The sequence below is a fragment of the Nostoc sp. DedVER02 genome (assembly GCF_034530675.2).
Taxonomy (GTDB): domain Bacteria; phylum Cyanobacteriota; class Cyanobacteriia; order Cyanobacteriales; family Nostocaceae; genus Nostoc.
In genome coordinates this window covers 14,713-35,026 of sequence record NZ_JAVRCP020000058.1, presented here as the reverse complement: position 1 = coordinate 35,026, position 20,314 = coordinate 14,713, and the positions used below count along the sequence as shown (strand labels likewise).

At 40.0% G+C, this 20,314-nt stretch carries 19 protein-coding genes; 7 read left to right on the top strand and 12 right to left on the bottom strand.

What is annotated here, in order from left to right:
- Positions 1-282 precede the first annotated feature (282 nt).
- The 3 genes from RMZ41_RS30125 to RMZ41_RS30115 all read left to right on the top strand — a co-directional run bounded on the left by RMZ41_RS30125 (position 283) and on the right by RMZ41_RS30115 (position 2,723).
- Entirely contained in the window at positions 283-870 is a 588-nt protein-coding gene (locus tag RMZ41_RS30125; RefSeq protein ID WP_322644861.1) for a L,D-transpeptidase, read from the top strand.
- Positions 871-1,076: 206 nt separating this feature from the next.
- On the top strand, positions 1,077-1,640 hold the full coding sequence (locus tag RMZ41_RS30120; RefSeq protein WP_322644862.1) for a Uma2 family endonuclease: 564 nt from the start codon (positions 1,077-1,079) through the stop codon (positions 1,638-1,640).
- Positions 1,641-1,874: 234 nt separating this feature from the next.
- A complete protein-coding gene (locus tag RMZ41_RS30115) occupies positions 1,875-2,723 on the top strand; it encodes a DUF6882 domain-containing protein (protein WP_322644863.1) in 849 nt (282 codons plus the stop codon).
- A gap of 76 nt (positions 2,724-2,799) precedes the next feature.
- On the opposite strand, the gene RMZ41_RS30110 is transcribed toward RMZ41_RS30115, so the two are convergent.
- The 4 genes from RMZ41_RS30110 to RMZ41_RS30095 all read right to left on the bottom strand — a co-directional run bounded on the left by RMZ41_RS30110 (position 2,800) and on the right by RMZ41_RS30095 (position 6,672).
- Positions 2,800-4,398: an Hsp70 family protein gene (locus RMZ41_RS30110; protein WP_322644864.1), complete on the bottom strand. Its 1,599-nt coding sequence runs from the start codon at positions 4,396-4,398 to the stop codon at positions 2,800-2,802.
- Positions 4,399-4,606: 208 nt separating this feature from the next.
- Positions 4,607-5,722, bottom strand: a complete 1,116-nt coding sequence (locus RMZ41_RS30105) for a type I restriction endonuclease (protein ID WP_322644865.1) — start codon at positions 5,720-5,722, stop codon at positions 4,607-4,609.
- A 225-nt stretch (positions 5,723-5,947) separates the two neighbouring features.
- Positions 5,948-6,370 carry a type II toxin-antitoxin system VapC family toxin gene (locus RMZ41_RS30100; protein ID WP_322644866.1) on the bottom strand — a complete coding sequence of 141 codons (423 nt, stop codon included), beginning with the start codon at positions 6,368-6,370 and terminating at the stop codon, positions 5,948-5,950.
- Positions 6,367-6,672, bottom strand: a complete 306-nt coding sequence (locus RMZ41_RS30095) for a hypothetical protein (protein ID WP_322644867.1) — start codon at positions 6,670-6,672, stop codon at positions 6,367-6,369. Before RMZ41_RS30095 ends, RMZ41_RS30100 begins: the two co-directional genes overlap by 4 nt.
- 117 nt (positions 6,673-6,789) lie before the next feature.
- On the opposite strand from RMZ41_RS30095, the gene RMZ41_RS30090 reads away from it, so the two are divergent.
- Positions 6,790-6,972, top strand: coding sequence for a hypothetical protein (locus RMZ41_RS30090; protein ID WP_322644868.1), 183 nt, complete (start codon positions 6,790-6,792; stop codon positions 6,970-6,972).
- A 59-nt stretch (positions 6,973-7,031) separates the two neighbouring features.
- On the opposite strand, the gene RMZ41_RS30085 is transcribed toward RMZ41_RS30090, so the two are convergent.
- The 4 genes from RMZ41_RS30085 to RMZ41_RS30070 all read right to left on the bottom strand — a co-directional run bounded on the left by RMZ41_RS30085 (position 7,032) and on the right by RMZ41_RS30070 (position 10,816).
- Positions 7,032-7,271 (bottom strand): hypothetical protein, encoded by a 240-nt coding sequence (locus RMZ41_RS30085; protein ID WP_322644869.1) that lies wholly within the window; start codon positions 7,269-7,271, stop codon positions 7,032-7,034.
- A 203-nt stretch (positions 7,272-7,474) separates the two neighbouring features.
- The gene (locus tag RMZ41_RS30080; protein WP_322644870.1) at positions 7,475-8,458 is read right to left on the bottom strand and encodes a polysaccharide deacetylase family protein; all 984 of its coding nucleotides are present in this window, start codon (positions 8,456-8,458) and stop codon (positions 7,475-7,477) included.
- 159 nt (positions 8,459-8,617) lie between these two features.
- Positions 8,618-9,511, bottom strand: coding sequence for an aspartoacylase (locus RMZ41_RS30075; protein WP_322644931.1), 894 nt, complete (start codon positions 9,509-9,511; stop codon positions 8,618-8,620).
- A gap of 249 nt (positions 9,512-9,760) precedes the next feature.
- Positions 9,761-10,816, bottom strand: a complete 1,056-nt coding sequence (locus RMZ41_RS30070) for a glutathione S-transferase family protein (protein ID WP_322644871.1) — start codon at positions 10,814-10,816, stop codon at positions 9,761-9,763.
- A 593-nt stretch (positions 10,817-11,409) separates the two neighbouring features.
- Here RMZ41_RS30070 and RMZ41_RS30065 point away from each other — a divergent pair.
- Together RMZ41_RS30065 and RMZ41_RS30060 are read left to right on the top strand one after the other, a co-directional pair.
- A complete protein-coding gene (locus RMZ41_RS30065) occupies positions 11,410-12,897 on the top strand; it encodes a galactose oxidase-like domain-containing protein (protein ID WP_322644872.1) in 1,488 nt (495 codons plus the stop codon).
- Between the two features lie 33 nt (positions 12,898-12,930).
- The gene (locus RMZ41_RS30060; RefSeq protein WP_322644873.1) at positions 12,931-13,878 is read left to right on the top strand and encodes a hypothetical protein; all 948 of its coding nucleotides are present in this window, start codon (positions 12,931-12,933) and stop codon (positions 13,876-13,878) included.
- Between the two features lie 165 nt (positions 13,879-14,043).
- Here the strand turns inward: RMZ41_RS30060 and rbsK are convergent, their stop codons facing one another.
- The gene (gene rbsK / locus RMZ41_RS30055) at positions 14,044-14,976 is read right to left on the bottom strand and encodes a ribokinase (RefSeq protein WP_322644874.1); all 933 of its coding nucleotides are present in this window, start codon (positions 14,974-14,976) and stop codon (positions 14,044-14,046) included.
- Positions 14,977-15,215: 239 nt separating this feature from the next.
- Complete coding sequence (locus RMZ41_RS30050) at positions 15,216-16,523, bottom strand: Nramp family divalent metal transporter (RefSeq protein WP_322644875.1); 1,308 nt, start codon at positions 16,521-16,523, stop codon at positions 15,216-15,218.
- Positions 16,524-16,877: 354 nt separating this feature from the next.
- Here RMZ41_RS30050 and RMZ41_RS30045 point away from each other — a divergent pair, with 354 nt between their 5' ends.
- Positions 16,878-17,240 (top strand): metalloregulator ArsR/SmtB family transcription factor, encoded by a 363-nt coding sequence (locus tag RMZ41_RS30045; protein WP_322644876.1) that lies wholly within the window; start codon positions 16,878-16,880, stop codon positions 17,238-17,240.
- A gap of 238 nt (positions 17,241-17,478) precedes the next feature.
- Here the strand turns inward: RMZ41_RS30045 and acsF are convergent, their stop codons facing one another.
- Both acsF and RMZ41_RS30035 read right to left on the bottom strand, forming a co-directional pair.
- Positions 17,479-18,534, bottom strand: coding sequence for a magnesium-protoporphyrin IX monomethyl ester (oxidative) cyclase (gene acsF / locus RMZ41_RS30040; RefSeq protein WP_322644877.1), 1,056 nt, complete (start codon positions 18,532-18,534; stop codon positions 17,479-17,481).
- Positions 18,535-18,850: 316 nt separating this feature from the next.
- The gene (locus RMZ41_RS30035; RefSeq protein WP_322644878.1) at positions 18,851-20,251 is read right to left on the bottom strand and encodes an amidohydrolase; all 1,401 of its coding nucleotides are present in this window, start codon (positions 20,249-20,251) and stop codon (positions 18,851-18,853) included.
- Positions 20,252-20,314 lie beyond the last annotated feature (63 nt).

Genomic DNA, 20,314 nt, shown 5'->3' with positions numbered 1-20,314 from the left:
TCATAACAAAATTACTAAATGCACCCATCTATAAGTTTGACGTAGTTTGGCGCATCTTCATACAGAATTGGTATGAGTTTGGACTCATAATTTAACCAAGGACAAATGACAAATGACCAATGACTAATTAGATGCGAATTAGTTTAGGACTTGTTTTGCAAGCCATTAGCGGATGAATTGCGTAAATCCTCCACAGGAAGTTAGTAATCACTCTGGAAATTTATAGTTTTCAGAAAATTACTTCACTTCATAATTTTTGCGTAGTTTAGAAGGTTAGGCATAATGCAATCTTGGATTCGCAGTGGTAGGATTCGTTCTTCAAAAACTTTTTGTACAGGTGTGGCGCTGGTTGTAGCAACTTTGTTTTCTTGGGCCCCACCATTAGCAGGCGTTCCCGCTTCTCTTGTAGGAGACGCTGCGCGAACGGGTTGCTGTAGGCATCGCCATTCTACTACAGCTATAGCTGCGTCAGCCGATGAAAACGGCATCACTGAATCTAATATCAGGCAAACATCCCAACCTCGCTGGATTGAAATTGATCTGTCAGAGCAACGGTTACGTGCATGGGAAGGCAAAAAACTTGTTTATTCATACCGCATTTCTGGAGGGAAGCGATCGACTCCTACACCCATAGGTAGATTTCGGATTAATTCTAAGTATCGCACTCACCGGATGCGAGGCAGGGGTTACAATATTCCTGATGTTCCTTACACAATGTATTTCTACAGAGGCTATGCCATCCACGGTGCTTACTGGCATAATCGTTTTGGCACTCCAGTCAGCCACGGTTGCGTGAATTTAGCTGTTAAGCAAGCTCGCAATCTCTACAACTGGACTAGTAATGGAACTTTAGTAGTGGTGCGGAAATAATTCGTAATTCGTAATGACGCTCGCGGACTCGCTACCGCTACGCTAACGTAATTCGTAATTCAGAGTTGCAATTACGAATTATTGTGACGATGAATTGATTGTCACGGCAATTCTTACTGGATGTATGGACAGGTGCGTTTACCGAGTGAAACGCACCGTATATCACTGCTAAACTAAAAACTACATCTTCGAGGGATTTAGGAGCTATGAGCTACTCAACTACTCAACTACTTACCCTAGAGGAATTTCTAAAGCTCCCAGAAACAAAGCCTGCAAGTGAATATATTAACGGTGAGATTATTCCTAAGCCAATGCCAAAAGGGAAGCATAGTCGATTGCAGCTAAGACTCTGCAATACCATTAACGAAGTAGCAGAAAGCCAAAAAATTGCTTATGCATTCCCAGAGTTGCGCTGTAGCTTTGGTATCCGCTCAATTGTCCCTGATGTATCGGTTTTTAACTGGTCACGAATTCCATTTGATGCTGATGGGGAAGTCCCCAACGATTTTTTGCTGTGGCCAGATTGGACAATTGAAATCCTCTCTCCAGAACAGAGTTCAAACCGAGTAATTGGCAACATCCTTTATTGCTTACAGCATGGTTGCCGATTAGGATGGTTAATTGATCCAACGGATCGCTCAATTTTGGTTTTTCGTGCGGGTCAACAACCAAAGTTGTTACAAAAGAGCGATCGCTTAGAAGTTTTAGAAGAAATTAACCTAGAAATAACAGTAGAGCAAGTTTTTAGTTGGCTGAAGATGGATAGCTAGCAAAAGCTAATTTTAGCCCAACAATATATTTCATAAACATTTTTGATTGACAAAACCTATTAGTTAATTTTAAAAAGTTAACATTAAATTGTGCTAAAAAAATCAAAATGAGCATATTAAAATTAATTTCGATAGTTTTAATAAAATTAACTAGATTTCTTATAATTATTAATAGTTTAGAATGGGTTAGGTTGTTTCTTGGATAGCAAAATTTATTTAACTAGTTAGAATGTTATGAATTTTTTCAACAAGCTATTCGGTGCAGGTAAATCAGATGATTTTTCTGAGTTTCATACTTTAGTTGAGCAGAGTATGGAGGAATTGCGATTAAAAACAGAAGCTCACAATAGTGCTTGGCGGCTCGGTGATTCGAGTTGGGACATCGATCAAGACAATGGTACGGTTGTCTTCACCCGTCCAGATGGTATCACTGTCAGATGTTCAGTGCAAATTATCGGCACTTACAACACAATAGACAGCAGTTGGTTGTGGGGTTGGAACCATCCATCTGTTGTCCCTGGATTACAGTCGCACGCACATCTTGTCCGAACCTATGGAGAGGAGCATGGTATTGAATCTCTCACTACCCAGAAGCTCAATTGTACAGAAAATCAAGCTTGGGAGTTTACAGCACTTGCCTGTAAGCTTTGTGAAGCAGAGGGTGGATATCGATGTCCAACAGGTTCAACTCTCGTTTTCATAACGTTTGATCGGGTAACATTAAGTCGGTTGTCAACTAAGCCAAGCCTTACTCAATCAATCGCCAAAAGAGTCAATTCTTATGAGGCAGCAGTTGCAACATACCAAGCTGGAGAGTTAGAGAAGCTATATCTCTTCCCGATTGAGTTAGGTGGGGTTGATGATGATGTTAACGTTGTTTACGTCCCATCGCAAGCGGTGGAAGAAAAAAAGGCTTTTGATGCAGAGGTAGGCAGACTGGCAGAACAAGGTAAGATTGGTCACTATGAGGCTTCTCCCGAATATGATGACGAGAGTTTTATTCCATCTAGAATAGTTGTTAAAGCATCTGGTGAAGAATCAATTCAAAAAACTATTGAAATAATCAGAATGAACGACGAATAAATCAGGTTTTAAAACAGTGGTTTGAATGCCAGCACCCACGGTCAAAATTTCATTAAATACTCAAACGTGCATTACTTTAACTCAACTGTGCCACCAATTGATTATCCAAAAGCGTATCATTCGTTAATAAGTCTTCAACGGTGATTCGTAAAAAGCGTTGCTCATCAACTTGAAAGAGAATTTTGATGCGATCGCTTCCAGGATATCCAGGTGGTGTCAGTTGGGCAATTGTCCTCGCGCCTTCTTGATCGTTGAGTGGTTTGACACTGGTTTCACTATTGTCTAGACGACGAGTAATTAAGCGATCGCCATCAAAATAAACTTCAGTACTACCCGTATCTGCTCCCAATTCTCCCATAATTAGTTCAATGCTGGGCTGATTTTCCACTGAAGCGCCTAAGACTAATTCCACTGGCTGACTCATTGGATATGCTTGTCCCGCTTTAATCAGAGAATGCCATTTGTGACGCTGATTGCGCCGATCCCAGTAGCGGATACCATAACTATGATAGAGGAAGTCTTTGATTTGTACCCCTTGAGCTAACTGTAATGCACCTTGAGCGATCGCTTCAAAGGGACGTTCGCACCGGATTTTTTCTGGCTCAAAATACTGTTTTATCCATGTCTGCACTGCTGGTAATTGCACTGTCCCACCAACTAACAAAACTGCGTTAATATCTGGAAGTTCTATTCCTTGGCGTTTTGCTTGCTGCAACAGTGTCGTCATCGACTCATCTAGTAATTCAAAAAATGCATGTTCTTTGAGGATATCTTCAAAAGTGTCGCGGTTTAATTCTAGTTCATAGCTTTCAAATGTCTCATCATCAAAATAAACTTCACTAGCTTGGTTTTGGGTTGATAGCTGAATTTTCACCCGTTCAGCCAATCGTGTTGTCAATGGACTTACCGCCAACTCTTGAGTTTTAGCAAAGTAATCTACCAACCAGTTATCAATATCAGTACCGCCCAGATTTTGCCCTGCTTTCGCCAGAACACGAGCAGTTTTCACTTTTTGTTTTGAATCTTCAGCCAAAGACTTATTACCCCACTTAAGGAGAAATCCCAAGGGCTTTGTGCTTGCTTGCACGCTTTGATCCAATCGGACAAGGGACAAATCTAAAGTTCCACCGCCGAAGTCAATCACCAAAAGATTTTCTTGATCTGCCAAGCCATAACCCAAGGCGGCGGCTGTGGGTTCATCCAGCATCCGCACTTGCTCAACAGGGAGGGCTTGACAAACTTGACCCAACCAGTGACGATAGGCTTCAAAACTATCTACGGGTACAGTTAAAACGAGAGAATCTAACCCACCTTGTAGGGGCGCTAGTTCTTCAATTACTTGGGTGAGGAACCATTGCCCTACTTGTTCAAAGGTGACAATTTGCCCATCTAGTTCGGGTAAAAAACCTTGGATATCTGCACCAATACCGCGTTTGAAGCTGCGGAAAAATCTAGTTTCGCCTTTGAGATCAAGACCGCGATCGCGTACTTGTTGCCCGACTAAGACTTGATTCTGGCTTGCGTCTTCAACATAAACCAAGCTGGGAATCAGTGGCGGATTGAGACTTTGTTTAATTGATAAACCTGGTAGAGTCAGGGTTTCTGGCTGCTGGGTTACAGGGTTCCAACGAGCAATGACTGTGTTGCTAGTACCAAAATCGATTGCGATCGCCATATCTTATCTTTATTCTCTCGCACGAAGATGCTAAAGCTGCTTTATTTGTGATTATTCTCTATAAGCTGCCAAGAAAGCAAATGCGTCCATAGGCTTGCTTTTTTGCATCCTAAGCCAGATATCGATTCAGTCCGTTGCAGCGAAGTGTTAGCACAGTTAGACAATTAGCTTGTCAGAAAGCATGGAAATCACATTCCTAATCAAAATTTTATTGTTCAGTTACTTCTGCTTCTATCTTATTGTTAGCTAAAAATATTGCCCTATCTTTTAAGATTTTTGCAAATTTGTAAATTTCGTCTAAAGAGTTAATTTGCGTTTTAACTTCTTTATTATTTATATCTAGAAAACCAATATATTTTTTTTCAGAATTTAGCCATAAACGACAAATAGTTTTGCCAGCTTTACCGTCAATATTAACTCCGAAATAACTTTTGGTATCTTTATACTGAATGCGAGGTAATTCGATAACATCACGCAACATTGATTTAATAATGTAAAAACTTTCCATCTCATCTGCTGTAGTTACAATAGTATCAATAACTTCGGTGTTGAGATTGATTGTTACTTTAGCCGGGTCTGGTACATCTGTTTTTGTTGTATCAGAAATATCAATATCCATAGCGGATCTTATCTTGTCATTAATTCGCTCGTTAATATAATCTTTAAGACAACCTTTGAAAATTTCAGTAAATTTTTCTACAACTGATGCAACCATGTGTCCTTTGTACACCTGAGCAGCAAAGAGCTTAACAAAATCAGGAGAAGGATTTGTAAACTGTTCTGATATTAATCGGTTAATTTCCTTTTTATATAAAAGCTGTCTTGCACAACTAGCCATTTCATCAGGGTTAAATACTTCCCTAGAAAACTTTTTAAGTTCATTTATTGATGACTCATTAAAATCTAATATATTAAACTCAAAAAAAGGTTTTTCATCCATAATGTGAGTTTTTTCTGTATCCGTGTAGAACCAATAATGGATTCCATTAGTCAACACGGCAAATCTTGCTTGTGTTGCACTAAAATACTTGAATAATTGTGAGGAGTTTTTGGGATGTGCTAAATCATTTTTATGGAATTTACATTCTATTAAAATTGATGGTACTCCATTTATTAAAATAGCATAATCAACTTTTTCACCTTTTAAGCCTGGTGTAGCAGCTATATATTCAGGACAGACTTCAGTTGTATCAAAAATCTTATATCCTAAAGCTTGAATTAAAGGTAAAACGAAAGCAGTTTTTGCAGCTTGTTCTGTCTGTACCGAGTCTTTTAGTTTTTCAATATGCTGGGCAACATCTTTAATCGCATCAATAAAATCCATAGTTTTTTGGTGGCATACTTGTATTGGTTTTTACTAATATGGCACAGGTGATTAATTTTGCCCAATTTATGGAAATAAATACTGCTGTACTTACAAATGTCCGAATCCTTCACTCCAAATACCAATCCCCATCGCTATACCCCTACGCCACCGCTAAGAGCAATCGCATCTACCACCAAGATTGCAATTAACCAAAATCCCTATTAGGGATTAAAACTTGTAGGCTCAGAGTTCTTCTGGCATAATTACAGAAATTAATTGATTCCGATTCTTCCTATAAATCCTAAAATCACTATCAAATGTGAGCAATTCACGAGTAGGATACAGTTCTGCCATCCTCACCAAACAGGCATCCGCTAACGACATCGGTACAGACTGATAACGCAGCATCAATTCATAAACCGCTCCAGCTTCTTCACTCAAGCTCAACGGGAGATGGATAATTCCCTTTTGTACAAAAGAAATTACTGCTGCTTCTCCTCCATAAACATTCTGTAAGAGAAAACAAGCCTCTGTAACTACCGCTTCACAAGTTAACAAAGGTGGTTCAATCTGTCCAAACTGATTTGTCACCCATTTATGAAACTGCTCTCTCCGATTGATTAAAGCTACTAATGGGCCTGTATCTAGCAGTACCGCTTGCTTCATTCTGTTAATGGTCTTTTAAGGTACTCCTTGTTTGTCGAGAGATCCCCAGGGCCAGAATCCACGCAGCCAACTAAGTCTCCTGCTGCTTCTAAAGCAGACATTAGCGTGCCATCATGGTGCTTAAACTCTACTGTTAGTGATTTCAATTGCAGAAATTCTACAAAGTCAAGTACTTGCTGCTGTTGTTCCTTTGATAAGGTAAGAACCTTTTGGGCAATAATTTGCTCTAGACCAATTGCTCTCGTCACCAGTCTTTCCTCCAGTCCCATCACTTCAAGTCTAAATCCAACTGCCTTAGTCATGCAGAAAGCAACAGAGCATTGAAAATTTTGAAATGGCTAGGTTTTGTCAATAAAACAACGTAAGTGACCAAAAAGCTGATTATTTCTTTCATCAATCCAGGCGATTAACCCAGATTTATGAATAAGACACATAGCAAACCTATTTACGTAGATTACATTGTTAAATTGCCTGAGCGATCGCTGGAGGAGTTTTGTCGCTGGGTATATGGCTTCCTGGGCAATGCTCAGTTCATCTATCCTCAACATCTAGCTGAACAACACCAGAAATTTGCTCGTGCATTAATAGATCGGTATTCTTAAAACGAGTTAACTACCTACCGCTAACCCTATACTACAAGTTAATGGTAGGTAGTTCACACTCAATCTTCATGCCTTAACTGCCATGCTGCACCGCAAGCAGCCCCAGCCCCAGCTAATAATCCGGTACTCATTCCTTGGATAGTTTTTTGGATTGGATCTTGAGTTATACAGTCACTTGTAACCTTACTGTCTTCCAAGCAGAGATTACTTTCTGCCCAAGCAGCAGTACCTCCCAAAATTACACCAGCTATACTACAGGAAATAACTAGCAGCAAAAGACGTTGAGTTTTTCTAACCATAGATAGATGTGTAAAAAATTAAAGATAAAAACCGACTATCAATTACTTTACACATACTTGCTAGCAAATGTCAGCTGATTTTACGATAATAAGCTGCTATTGAAAACTAGATAATAATTAAAAAATCTGATTAGACATCACATCTAAAAAAATAACTTCTGGGGAAGGGATATCATCAAAAGTTTTTAATAAAGACATTAAATTTATCTCTTTTGAGGCACTAATACAGGTAGTTGACGTGTGTCGGCTACTAATTTGGCGTGTTCTCCAACAGTCAAAGGATTAAACTGACTAGATATAAGTTCCAAACTTTTGTTCACTATTGCTAGCTTTTTGTAGGTGGGGACACTCATTCCAGGGAAGAATGATAGCTCTGGCACATCTTCTTGACTTACAAAGTCTGTAGGATGGAATAGCAAAGAAGGCTGGACACGAGTAAGTTTACACAACCATAGGGCAATTCGCAGGTAGAGTAACGCCAATTCCGAAGAAAATGTACTTATATACATTATGTAACTGAAGTGAATGGGAACCTTGAAAATTGGCATGGTGGTAACGGGAATTTCAGTTAATTTATCTTTACCCATCTTCCACTCGAAAGGTTTTAAGGGTTGCAAACCGTCTTTGAAACCGCCAAACAAGGCTTCGCGTTTCTTACGTTCTTCCTTGCTCAGTTTACAGGTCATTAAATAATAAGCTCGTGCTATGGGCCCCAAAAAGGTGGGAAAAGTCGAAGCATCATATTCGTATCCCCGCCGTGCTAAAACTTTTAAGACCGCAGGAGAAAAACTGTATCCAGGCCCCCGGAAGCCGATAGGATGTTGATGAGTGACTCGCTTGATATGTTCTTCGGCCAATGCCACTTCTTGTTCAATCTCATCCTCTGAATACAGATGTAGCCAAGGATCGTGGTAGAATGAGTGATTGCCAATTTCGTGACCAGCGTTAGCGATCGCTTGTAATGCCTTAGTATTCTTTTCCAGGGCTGCATCTTGACCAACAATGAAGACTGTGATTTTCAAATCCCATTGCTGGAAAATTTCTAAGAAACGAGGGACTGCAATATCTAAGTAAGAAGGGAAAGTCTCCCAACCCTGAGCGCCTTGGTTTTTGAGAAAAGACCAAACGTTATCTAAATCTAAAGAAATACTGGCTATTGCTTTATTTCCTGGTCGCTTTGTTTTCATTATAAATTTAAGTATTTGAATAATTTTAAGCGTAAAATTTGAAAAATAATTGCGATAGATGGAATTAGAGAATTCTTTAAGAGAAATAATTCTCAATCCAAAATGGTATAAGTCTGAATAAGACAGATATTTATCGAAACGGAATTCAGGAGTCAAGAGTCAGAATTCAGAGATATTGATTTGCTGCCTTTGAGTCAAACACATTGCAATTCCTTTTTCGTAGTAAGCTGCCTCATTAATAAAAATCGGCCAAACGGTAGATATACCCTGATAAATAATTGTTTTATCATCAAAAGTTAAAAACATTGGATCTCCTGGGTTTAAGGGTTGATAATCCTTGTCTTGAAGCTCTGGATGAATCATCCCAAAAATTTTACCATCCTCTTGTTTTGGATAGTCCACGACTGATAAATGGTCATAGAGAATCAAAGTTTCATTATTTGAAGTAATTTCCCCATGATTAAACTGTTCTAGATAGTCGAGAACTGCATAAACAAGTTCTTCTGTTTGTTGGAACAATGTTGCTTTTAAGAGTCCTTGGGCAATAGGGCCAACCTCAATCGCAAAGCCTAATTCGCACAGAGAATTTACAAATGGGTTTTCTGCAATTGATTTAAAAGAGCAGCGATAAACCTTTACTAAAGGGCTAATCTGACTGAGATAAGCAGCCAATTTCAAGTTTAAAGGATGACTGTTTACCAAAATAATTGTCAGACCCATATTAGCTGTACTGCTGTGCAAGTCTAAGATAAAATCTGCTTGTTTATCTTTGTTTAATCCTAAAGTATCCTGAATTGATTTAGCTTGCAATTCTTCGTAACTATTTAGAGTCGTATTTTGTAAATCTTGCTGGAGAAAACAGCGATTTAAATCTTTCTCTACATATCGCCTCCCGGCGGCAAAAGCGTTAGGATTTGCTAACAGAGTCACTGTCTCAAAACTTTGTCTAGCAATTAAATGGGGGAATTGGGCAAATTTTTGGACTAAATAGGCCCCGGTAAACTCATTGCCATGAGTTCCACCGACAATTGCAACTCGATTAATCTGGTTCACAATTACATCAACTCCAGACATGCAGCCATCGAGTGAAGAGGCAGGGGGAAAGGGGCAGGGAGCAGGGGGAAATGACTTGTTCTTCCAGACACAGAGCAGAGTGGAACATGAGTCTGAGTCCCCCCACTTCTTAGCTTGTGTTCTTGTATCCTGTGCGAAGCTAACGCAACAGGCATTGGTCAAATCCCTATCTAAACTATCCCCCTTGCTCCCTGCTCCCTGCTCCCTTGCCTCTTATTTCAATGTACATTATGAAGCATTCACTGTGCCGATGCGATCGCGCCCAGATGGTTCATCGAGATAAGACATATCAGGCCCATTGGGAATAATCCCACCGGGATTAAGTGGAAATAGGTTCCCGTAGTAGTCACGCTTCACACTTTCTACATCGCAGGTGTCAGCTACACCGGGAAGCTGATATACATCGCGTAAGTAAGCTCCTAAGTTGTGATAGTCTCGAATTCGCTGCCTATTGCACTTAAACAACCCGTAGTAGGCACTATCAAACCGAAATAACGTTGTGAATAAACGGACATCTGCAAGTGTGATATTGTCTCCACACAGATATCGACTAGTTTGCAATGCAATGTCAATCTCATCAAGAGTTGCGAACAGTTCATTACAAGCTTGATTGTATGCTTCTTGGCTTTGGGCAAAGCCGCAGCGATACACACCGTTATTTACCGCGTGATAAATTTTCTCATTCCACCAGTCAATTTTCTCTTTGAGTGCTTCCGGGTAAAGATTGAGTGTGGGATTGTTGGCGAACTCGTTAAATTCAGAGTTCAGCATGACGATAATCTCTGAACTCTCATTATTAACAATAGTTTTTGTTTGGTTATCCCATAAAATTGGAACTGTGGAGCGTCCACTGTAACCAGGTTCTGCCAACTGATAAAATTCAGCTAGTGTCCGACAACCTTCTTCTTCCTCGTTGAATATCCAACCGCCTTCGATGGGAGAAGGAGAGACTATACATACTGATATTACCGCTTCGAGTTTTTTTAGCGATCGCACAACCAAGGTTCGATGTGCCCAAGGACAACCCAACCCAACATAGAGTTTGTAGCGTTCTACCTCTGGTGGATATGGATTTCCTTCTTCTGTACCAATGAATTTCCGAAACTGGCTATTAGGACGAATATATGCTCCCGACTGATTGCTAGGAGCAAGCTTTGACATCATTATCTGCCACATAGTCGTCCAGACAAACTTTCCCAGCCAGATGATGAGCTTCGGAGGGAGTGTCCTACCCTTTTTCTTGAGGAATTTTTTTTCGTCATCCATCGGAGTCGAGTTGCTCATGGTGACAATCTTGCTTTGGGAACAAGTTAATCGTATCAAACTTGCGATCGCTTTGCTACATCTATAACCAAGGAGGTATTGCTTTTTAAAAAAGCTGCTTACTTTCTAGATTTTTCTATCTATATCTGCCGTAATAAATTGCCAATTAATTTACTAAAAGCCTTAATGAGCATTTAGCGATATTTTGATTTTTTACCTAATATGCCTCGTATCACATAAAACCATAAATTTCAACTTTAATGTTAAGAATTAATATTATTTAAAATCTAATCCTAAATCTATTTTAAAAACACAAATTTTAAGCCAGCAATATCTAATACTAAACCTCAAAATACTTACTAGATATAAATTTTGGTATCATCTACCTAACTCTTATAACCCAGTACAGGGATTAATTTAATACTAAAACACATAAGGAATTTACAGCAAAACTACTATTGAACTAAATAAAGTTTACCTTAGCTTATTAATAATAATATCGGATCTTAATATCATGAATAAGTATAAAGAAATCTTTCTATGGATCTAAGTTTAGGAATAAATTACTTAAAGAGAGAAAACCTAAAATTTACGTAAAAATTATTGTAAATAAAGTGACTCAAACTAACAGCAAAAATAACCTTCTAAAGGAACCAGATTTAGGGACTTTCATAGCTCAGGCTACTGCTACAGACAAATGGCAAGTATTGTCGTACAAAGCCCCAATTTTACCCATACATGCCGCCCTTCTTCGTACTGGTAAGATATTCTTTTTCTGTGGCTCAGGTAACGATCCCGCTCAGTTAAATACTCCTTACGACAGCGTGGTTTGGGATGTAAACAAGGGAACCTTTACCCATCAAGCACCCCCATTAGATAGTAATAATCAGCCTATTGACATTTTTTGCGCTGGTCACTCCTTCCGCTCTGAGGGTTTGTTAATGGTTGCAGGTGGAACTCTGCGCTATGACCCATTTTATGGTTCACCCTCTGCTCTATTTTTTGATCCGATTACTGAGAAATGGGTCAAAATCCCATCGATGAATAATGGACGCTGGTATCCTACTGTGTTAACACTAGGTAGCGGTCGGATCTTTGCACTGTCTGGGCCGGATAAAGATGGCAAGCTCAACAGACAACCAGAAATTTATTCTGTTACATTTTCAAATGGTTGGAACGCTTTTCCCATAACTAGCCCCTTTCCGGCATACGCGCAATTGTTTCTATTAAGTAGTGGGAAAATATTTTATTCAGGTGCCCAGATGGGCGGTAACTCTGGAGTAGCGCCAACGATATTAACCTTGCCAGATACATTTACGCAATCCATTACAGAAAAAGTGGTACCAGGGCTGCAAAACCCAGATTTCGGTAATCAAGCTGCTAGTGTGCTTTTACCACCAGCACAAGACCAAAAAGTTATGATTATCGGTGGGGGTAATGATACTACAGCAACAAATAGGGTAAATATTGTAGATTTAAAAGCTACTAATCCAACTTACGTAGCAGCAAAGTCTCTAAATTATGCTCGGATGCATCACAGCGCTGTTTTGTTGCCCGATCGCACAGTCTTTGTTTGTAATGGTAGCAAAATGAGTGAGGACACAACACAATCAATGCTGCCAGCAGAAATCTACAATCCAGCCACAAATACCTGGACAGTAGTAGCTAAACAAGGTGTCCCCCGCGTATATCACTCTGTAGCCTTGCTGCTACCAGATGGTAGGGTAGTTGCAGCTGGGGGCAACCCTAAACGGACTGTTAATGAACTGCGATTAGAAATTTACAGTCCTGCGTATATGTCGCGGTCACGACCAATTATTCAGAGCGCTCCTAAAACATTGAGCTACGGACTGCAATTTACGATTCAGACACCCCAGGCTGGAAATATTAAATGGGTTAGTCTGATTAGACCAACGGCAACCACTCATTGCTGCGATACAGAACAAAGAATAGTCGATGTGCCGATTAATTCTAGAAACTCTACTTCTTTGACTGTCACGGTAACAAACAATCGAAACATAGCACCGCCAGGGTGGTACATGCTTTTTATTAGTGACAACAATGGAACACCTTCAGTAGCAACCTGGACGCGAATATTTTAGACTTACCCATTCATTAATTCTAGGAGTGGAAATATGAATTCCAAGCTCTCACGTCGGCAGTTTGGCCAGTTGGCAATTGCTGGAACTGTAGTATCTGGGCTTAGTTATTTAACCAACAAAGCTTTGGCGCAAACACCAACTTTAAATCCAAGTTTAAATAATATTATCGGTATAGATTCTAGCTCTATCATCACCACAGACAAAACGGTTATTCCAGAGGTAAACACCACTGAATTAGATAGCACTGCCCCAAACAATGTATCCACAGATATTAAGCCTGTAGGACTTGTTTTGCAATTCTTAACTACAAGAAATAGTCAGATAATTGCAGATAAAAATACGCCTTTAGCAGAGCCTAATGAGATATTAAGTGGCTTCACTTCTTTAAGCGATGGCACACTTGTTGTAGCCATTACTCCTGTTGCGACTAGTAGGAAACTGGCAACACCTACTCGGATTACATTTTTGGGTACGTCTATAAAGACTTTGACAGTCTCAGGACTTAAACAGAATCAACAGCTTGGGAGTTTGCTCGGCACTAATGATGGACGACTCATCGGTCTAGTAGGTAAAAAGAACGGTACACCGCCAATCTTATTGGTAGATATTAACCTTCAAACCGGAGAAATAAGTTCTATTAATAAGATTAAATTTCCGAACGATGAGCGGGTTAGCAATCTAGCTGAGTGTCCAGATGGAAAACTCTATACTTCTTTAGTTGGATTTGATGGTGATACAACTTTGGTACAGCTAGATTCAAATCAAAAAAAGCCAATTATACTGGCACAATTGAAAGTTGATGGTAAAGAATGGAATAATGGCTTACAAAGCTTAGTTTGCTCTGCAACAGGTCAACTCCTTGCCTTTGGAGCTATGAGGTATGAAACACCTAATGCTGTGTATAGCGTAGATAAGAACAGTGGAAATATGACTCGGTTGCAAGACTTTGAAGTCACTCAGATTACGGTTGCTCGTGGGTAGAATAAATTGGGCGATTTATGCAGACGTATTGGGAGCATTCCGTTTTGGCAGATTGCTTTATTCTAAGTAAGTGGGCACAATAAAATCAAACAATGTAAGATTAATAAACTAGGCTAAAAGCCTTATATCTATTGCTTGATTTCAACGACAATTATTTAAGCTTACTTAATCTTTGACAGATGCCTTTTGCCTAAGAAACGCATCAAATGTCAACCTATCGGGTAATGAAGTTTGTGCGCCTGATTTTGTCGTCGCCAAAGCACCTGCTGCTGCACCCCAAACAACTGCTTGATGTAAAGAAAGTCCTGTAAAAAGTGCCGCAGTCAAGCCGCCATTAAAAGCATCGCCAGCAGCTACTGTATCAACTGCATGAACTGGAAACGCGGGGACAAAAAACTTTTCCTCAGCAGTGGCACAAAAAACACCTTTAGCACCCAGTTTAACGATCGCACATTTCACACCCCGTTGTAATAAAACTTCGGCTGCCTTTGCTGCAAGTTCTTCTCCGTCAACAGGAAAACCCACTAACTGCGCGGCTTCAACTTCATTCGGTGTAATAATATCCACTAATGGGTAAAGTTCATCTGGAAAATTAGATTGTGCGGGTGCTGGATCGAGAATTACCCTGATTTTGGCTTTTTTTGCGGCTTTAGCGGCTGCAACCACGGCAGTAATGGGAATTTCTAATTGTAAAAGCAGTGCTGTAGCTTCTGGTAATAGATGGGATAATCGTTCTACATCTTCTTGATTTACACAACCATTTGCACCAGGAATTACAATAATTTGGTTTTCCCCGGCATGATTTACGGCGATGATGGCGACTCCAGAACTAACAGTTTTATCGACGAAAATATTGTCAATTTGCACACCAGATGCTTGTAAATTATTGACTAGTTCTACACCAAAATTGTCTGCACCTACACGCCCCACCATTTGGGTAAGAATTCCTAGTTTTGCTAAGGCTACAGCTTGATTTGCCCCTTTACCTCCCGAAACTTTAAAAAATTCTTCTCCTAGCAACGTTTCTCCTGGGACTGGCAACCTAGATGTTGTTGCTACCAAGTCTATATTTATACTGCCGAAGACGATAATGCTCATATTTTGCCGATCTTTAAAGTTATTTAGCTAATACTACAGCAAGCGATCGCTATGCTTCATAGTTTTACTTTTTTCAACATTAATAGACTTACACAAAATCATGATAAAACGAACCGCAAAGGACGCATTCGCGCAGCGTCTCGTCAGAGAAGGACACAAAGTAATAAGAGTTTTAGAGAGTTATTGCGTGAGTCCTGACTAAATAGCTACGCATTTATTCCACTGTTAACTTCCAACAATCATCCCAAAATCATTTGTAATAGCAACCAAACATTTAAGCTAACAATCACAATAGCAACTAACCAAGCTAAAGATTTTAACCATAAGGGATTCACAAACTCACCCATCAAATGGCGATTACTGGTAAACATCACTAATGGAATCACTGCAAACGGTAACTGTAAACTGAGAATAACTTGACTGAAAACTATCAGGCTGCTTGTACTGTGTTCACCAAAAATAATGATAGTAATTAAGGCTGGAATAATCGCAACTAAACGGGTTATTAAACGGCGTAACCAAGATGGAAAGCGAAATTGCAAAAAGCCTTCCATAACAATTTGTCCTGCCAAAGTTGCAGTTAGCGTTGAACTTTGTCCAGAAGCAAGTAAGGCAATGCCAAAAATAGCACTGGCAAAACTAACTCCTAACAATGGTGAAAGTAAGTTATAAGCATCTTGAATTTCTGCCACATTCTGATTTCCAGAAGAATGAAATGTTGCCGCAGACACAATTAAAATTGCTGAGTTGATAAATAGTGCTAAAGATAAAGCAAAAGTTGAATCAATTGTCCCAAACTTAATTGCTTCCCATTTTTTGTTAGTATTAGGCTGCCAATCACGGGTTTGTACTATTGAGGAGTGTAAATATAAGTTGTGAGGCATCACTGTTGCCCCTAAAATACCAATAGCGATGTAGAGCATTTCTGGATTTTGTAAAATCTCTTTTTTGGGCAGATATCCCCATAAAATCCCCCCTATATCAGGGCGGGAAAATATAATTTCTGTTGTAAAACAGATGCCTACTGTTACTACTAGCATTATTACCAAAGCTTCTGTATAGCGAAAGCCTTTATGTTGGAGGAATAACAGTACCAGAACATCAAGTGCTGTGATGCAAACACCCCACACTAAAGGAATACCGAATAAAAGTTGTAGTGCGATCGCACTTCCTAGTAATTCTGCTAAGTCACAAGCTGCGATCGCAATTTCACACAGTAACCACAAACAAAAGCTTACCCTTCGGCTAAAATAGTCTCGACAAGCCTGCGCCAAATCTCTCCCCGTAGCAACTCCCAAACGCACACACAAAGCTTGAAGCAATATCGCCATCAGGTTCGATAGCAAGATCACTGTTAATAGAGCGTACCCAAACTTTGACCCCCCAGCGATGTCTGTTGCCCAATTTCCAGGATCGATGTATCCTACTGAAACCAGATATCCTGGCCCTGCGTAAGCCAGCATCTTGCGCCAAAAGCCGCTACTAGTAGGGACTCTAATACTGCGGTGAACTTCTGGTAAACTAGGTTTGTTTTCTGGGGGAAGCATTTATTTTGCCATGAAATATTCTCATATTCTTTTCATAATCCCATTAAATATAAAATAAACATCAATCTTTGGGTTAGTAATGTTTTGCCTAATTGTTATGAGTGCGAAAGATGGGTTTTAACCTGGATTTCTCACCGATGCTCAAAGCCTGTGCTTGTGCAGGGGAGCAGGGGAGAGTTCAAATACCAAGTTCTTTCCCCTCTGCCCCTCTGCCCCTCTGCTCCTCCGCCCCTCCGCCCCTTCCCTCAAGCTTGGAGAAATGCGGGTTGAAGTATACAACTGCGCTATTATTAGATTTAATTAATAATTAATTAGTTATTAAAGAATTATTGTGCTGACAATTAAATTTTAACTATGCCAAAAACTAAGCCAGCCAAGACCGATCCAGCAGTTCTCGTGGCGGTTGCTGACTACTTCAAGGTTTTATCAGAGGCTAGTCGGCTACAAATTTTGTCCTGTCTTAAGTCAGGCCCAATGAATGTAATGGAAATTACCGAGGCTACTAGTTTAGGTCAGGCAAATCTATCTAAGCATCTAAAAGTGTTAACTCAAGCAGGGGTTTTATCTCGTCAGCCCAAAGGCACTAGTGCCTATTACGAGATTGCCGATCCAATGATTTTTGAGCTTTGTGAGTTAGCGTGCGATCGCATTAGTGAGCGCGTGCAACAGCAAGCTGAAACCCTGAAAGCCCTTCGCAGCAAAACAGCAGTTTTTTGAAAAAAATATTAATTAAAATAAAAAACCTCAAATAACCAAATATTGGAAAGCGATCGCATTCTATAATCTCATCTTCCCCTAATCGCTTGCAATACGGTTCGGTTAACATCTTTAGTCTGTCGAAGATCCCCCAACCCCCGATAAATTGGGGGGTTTTTCTGATCTTTACCCCCTTTTTAAGGGAATCGCCGCAGGCGGGGGGATCTTATCGGAACCGTATTGAATGCGATCGCCAAATTTAACGCACAGTTTCTCGCAAAGCCTCAGCATCAACAGGTTTAATCAGGTAAACCAATAAAAGATTCCAAACAATTGCTGCAATCAAAGGTAGTTTGCGAATCACCTTCACAACTTTGGGTGCAGAACTGTTTTCAATCTCTGCAATTTTCAGGTTGTAACCCGCACAGCGTTGCAGGCGCGGGAAAAACTTCGGATGTTCCGTATTCAACATCACAGGAAAAGCCCGTCCCGCAGTTTCATTGGTGTTACGGACAACTTCGCGGTCAAATTCCGTCGCATCAAGTCCTAATGAGGTATAAAAACCAGCCCGTTCATGAACTGTCAAGGTGTGGGTAGCAAATACCGATAATAAGAAAAAGCGACTCCACAGCCTAGCTTTCCAGTTATTCCATAGTTGCGGTTGAGAACGTAAAAGCGCCTTGAATATATCCCCGTGGCGGTTTTCGTCTTGACACCAACTCTCAAAATATTGGAAGATGGGGTAAAACTGGTTTTCTGGGTGTTTTTCTAGATGTCTGTAGATAATAATGTAACGCCAGTAGCCAATTTTTTCTGATAAGTAGACAGTGTAGAGTACCCACTCTATTGGAAAAAACGTATAGGTGCGGGTTTTAGTAACATTGCCTAAATCCAGGGAGAGTTTAAAATCGCCCATTGCTTTATTGAGAAATCCGGCGTGGCGGGCTTCATCACGTGCCATCAGTTGAAATATTTCCGCTAGCAGGGGACTGCGATTTTTCAGCTTGCGGGATAGTTCTTTAAATAGCAAGAAGCCGGAAAACTCAGAAATGCAAGAACGTTCCAAATACTCAATAAATGCCTGTCTTGCTTCACCCTCAATGTGTTCCCAAGACTGGTTAAACACCTCATCCCGAACAAAATGATGACGGTTGTAATCTGTCCGCATTTCTGCCAGCATTGCCTTTAACTCCGTCTCCTGGGCGGACAAATCTAGGTTAGCAGCAGTTTCAAAATCTGTAGTGTAAAACCGGGGGGTAAGTACAGTTTCTTTGCTGGGGGTTTTAATTTCTGGCTTGGGTAGGGTATTAACCATCTGTAGTGCGGTATGCGAGTAAATCGTCTTATAGTTATCAAGTTATAATAAATATGATTCTTTTGCTAGACCTTTTTACAATCCTTCAGTAAAGGAGGAAATGCCCTACAAAGTAGATCCGCTAAAGCATTAGAGGACTTGGTTTAAATTATTTGTTAAATTTTGAAACTTACTTATAAGTGATACTTTCTTCGAAAATGCCTAAACGAGATAATAGACCATCTTTAATAGTCCTGTTTGTCCAAACCGCACTTTATTGAAATGTTTCATATAAATCCCAAAGCGATAATTTCATCCTCACTTATTTATTTTTGTTTTACAACCCCATAACCGTGCGATAATGAGCCTCAATTTGCGTGACGGTTTCAGACTTGCGTTTTGTCTCCCACTGACTGCGGTTAAATAATTCTCGTCGCAGTTCATCAACGTTAATTGTTGTTACTTTCTCATCGGCAACAATTTGCTTACCATTCACCCAAACACTATCAACAACATTACTAGGACGACCTAATACTAATAAGCCAATAGGATCTGTACGAGGAAGTAATGATAAATTGGTCAGGTCATAAAGTACTAAATCTGCTTGTTTACCTATTGTAATAGAACCAAGTTTATCTGCAAGATTCAATCCTTTTGCACCTCCTAAAGATGCCATTTCTACTGATTGTCGGGGTGTAATCCAGTGTTGATAATCTGAGTCTGTAACGTTGTGTAAAATAGAGCCAATTTTGATTGCTTCTAACAAATCTTGAGAGTCATTGCTAGAAGCACCATCACAACCAAAAGTTACATTTACTCCAGCTTGGCGATATTTTAAAATTGGGGCGATGCCACTGCCTAAACGTAAATTACTTAAGGGGTTGTGAACAACTGTAGATTGAGTTTCAGCGAGGATGATGATATCGGTATCATTTAACCAAACGCAATGAGCAAGTGAAGTTTTATTGCTCAGAAATCCGATTCTTTTCAAATGTTCCACAGCAGTACAACCATACTTCTCTTGGGCGAGTTTTTCCTGCGCCCTAGTTTCGAGTAAATGGGAGTGACGACAAAGATTATAGCGATCGCTTAACTCAATGCATCCTGTAAATAAAGCATCAGTACATAATTGTATCCCTGTTGGTGCAACTAAAATATTTACACCTTCATCTGGACGGTGAAATTGTCTTACCGCCTCTTCGATAATTTGCAAAGTTGCCGCAGTTGAGCGAAAATAAGGTTCATGAGTTTTTGCTGATCCCCCAGATGGCATACCTGCGGCGAGTGATTCATCTTGAATTAGGGGCGCGATAAAAGCCCGAATCCCAACTTCTCGGTAAGCACGAGTCGCAATGGCGATGGTTTCTAACTCAAGTCCGGGAATTAATACCAAGTGATCTACTACACTCGTCCCGCCAGAAAGCAAGGTTTCTACCGCAGTACCCAAGACGCTGAGATAAATCTGTTCAGTATCGAGAGGGGCAAAATCATACAGTTCCGCCAACCATAATTCTAAAGGGTAAACTGACATGATTCCGCGTTGCCACATCTCTGATGAGTGGGTGTGGGCGTTGAAAAAGCCAGGTAATAAAAGCTTATTTTTGCCATCGATGGCAGTGCCGATTACTGGTAGATTAGGGGCAATAGCTGCGATTACACCATCTACAATCTGTACATCTACGCTTGCATAATCATCATCGGTGGCAATTAAAACATTCTGAATGGTGAAGTTTACCATATTTAACCTTGATTAAGTAATTGTATTTTGAACTGAATTTCAAGTTACAAAATAGAAAATGGT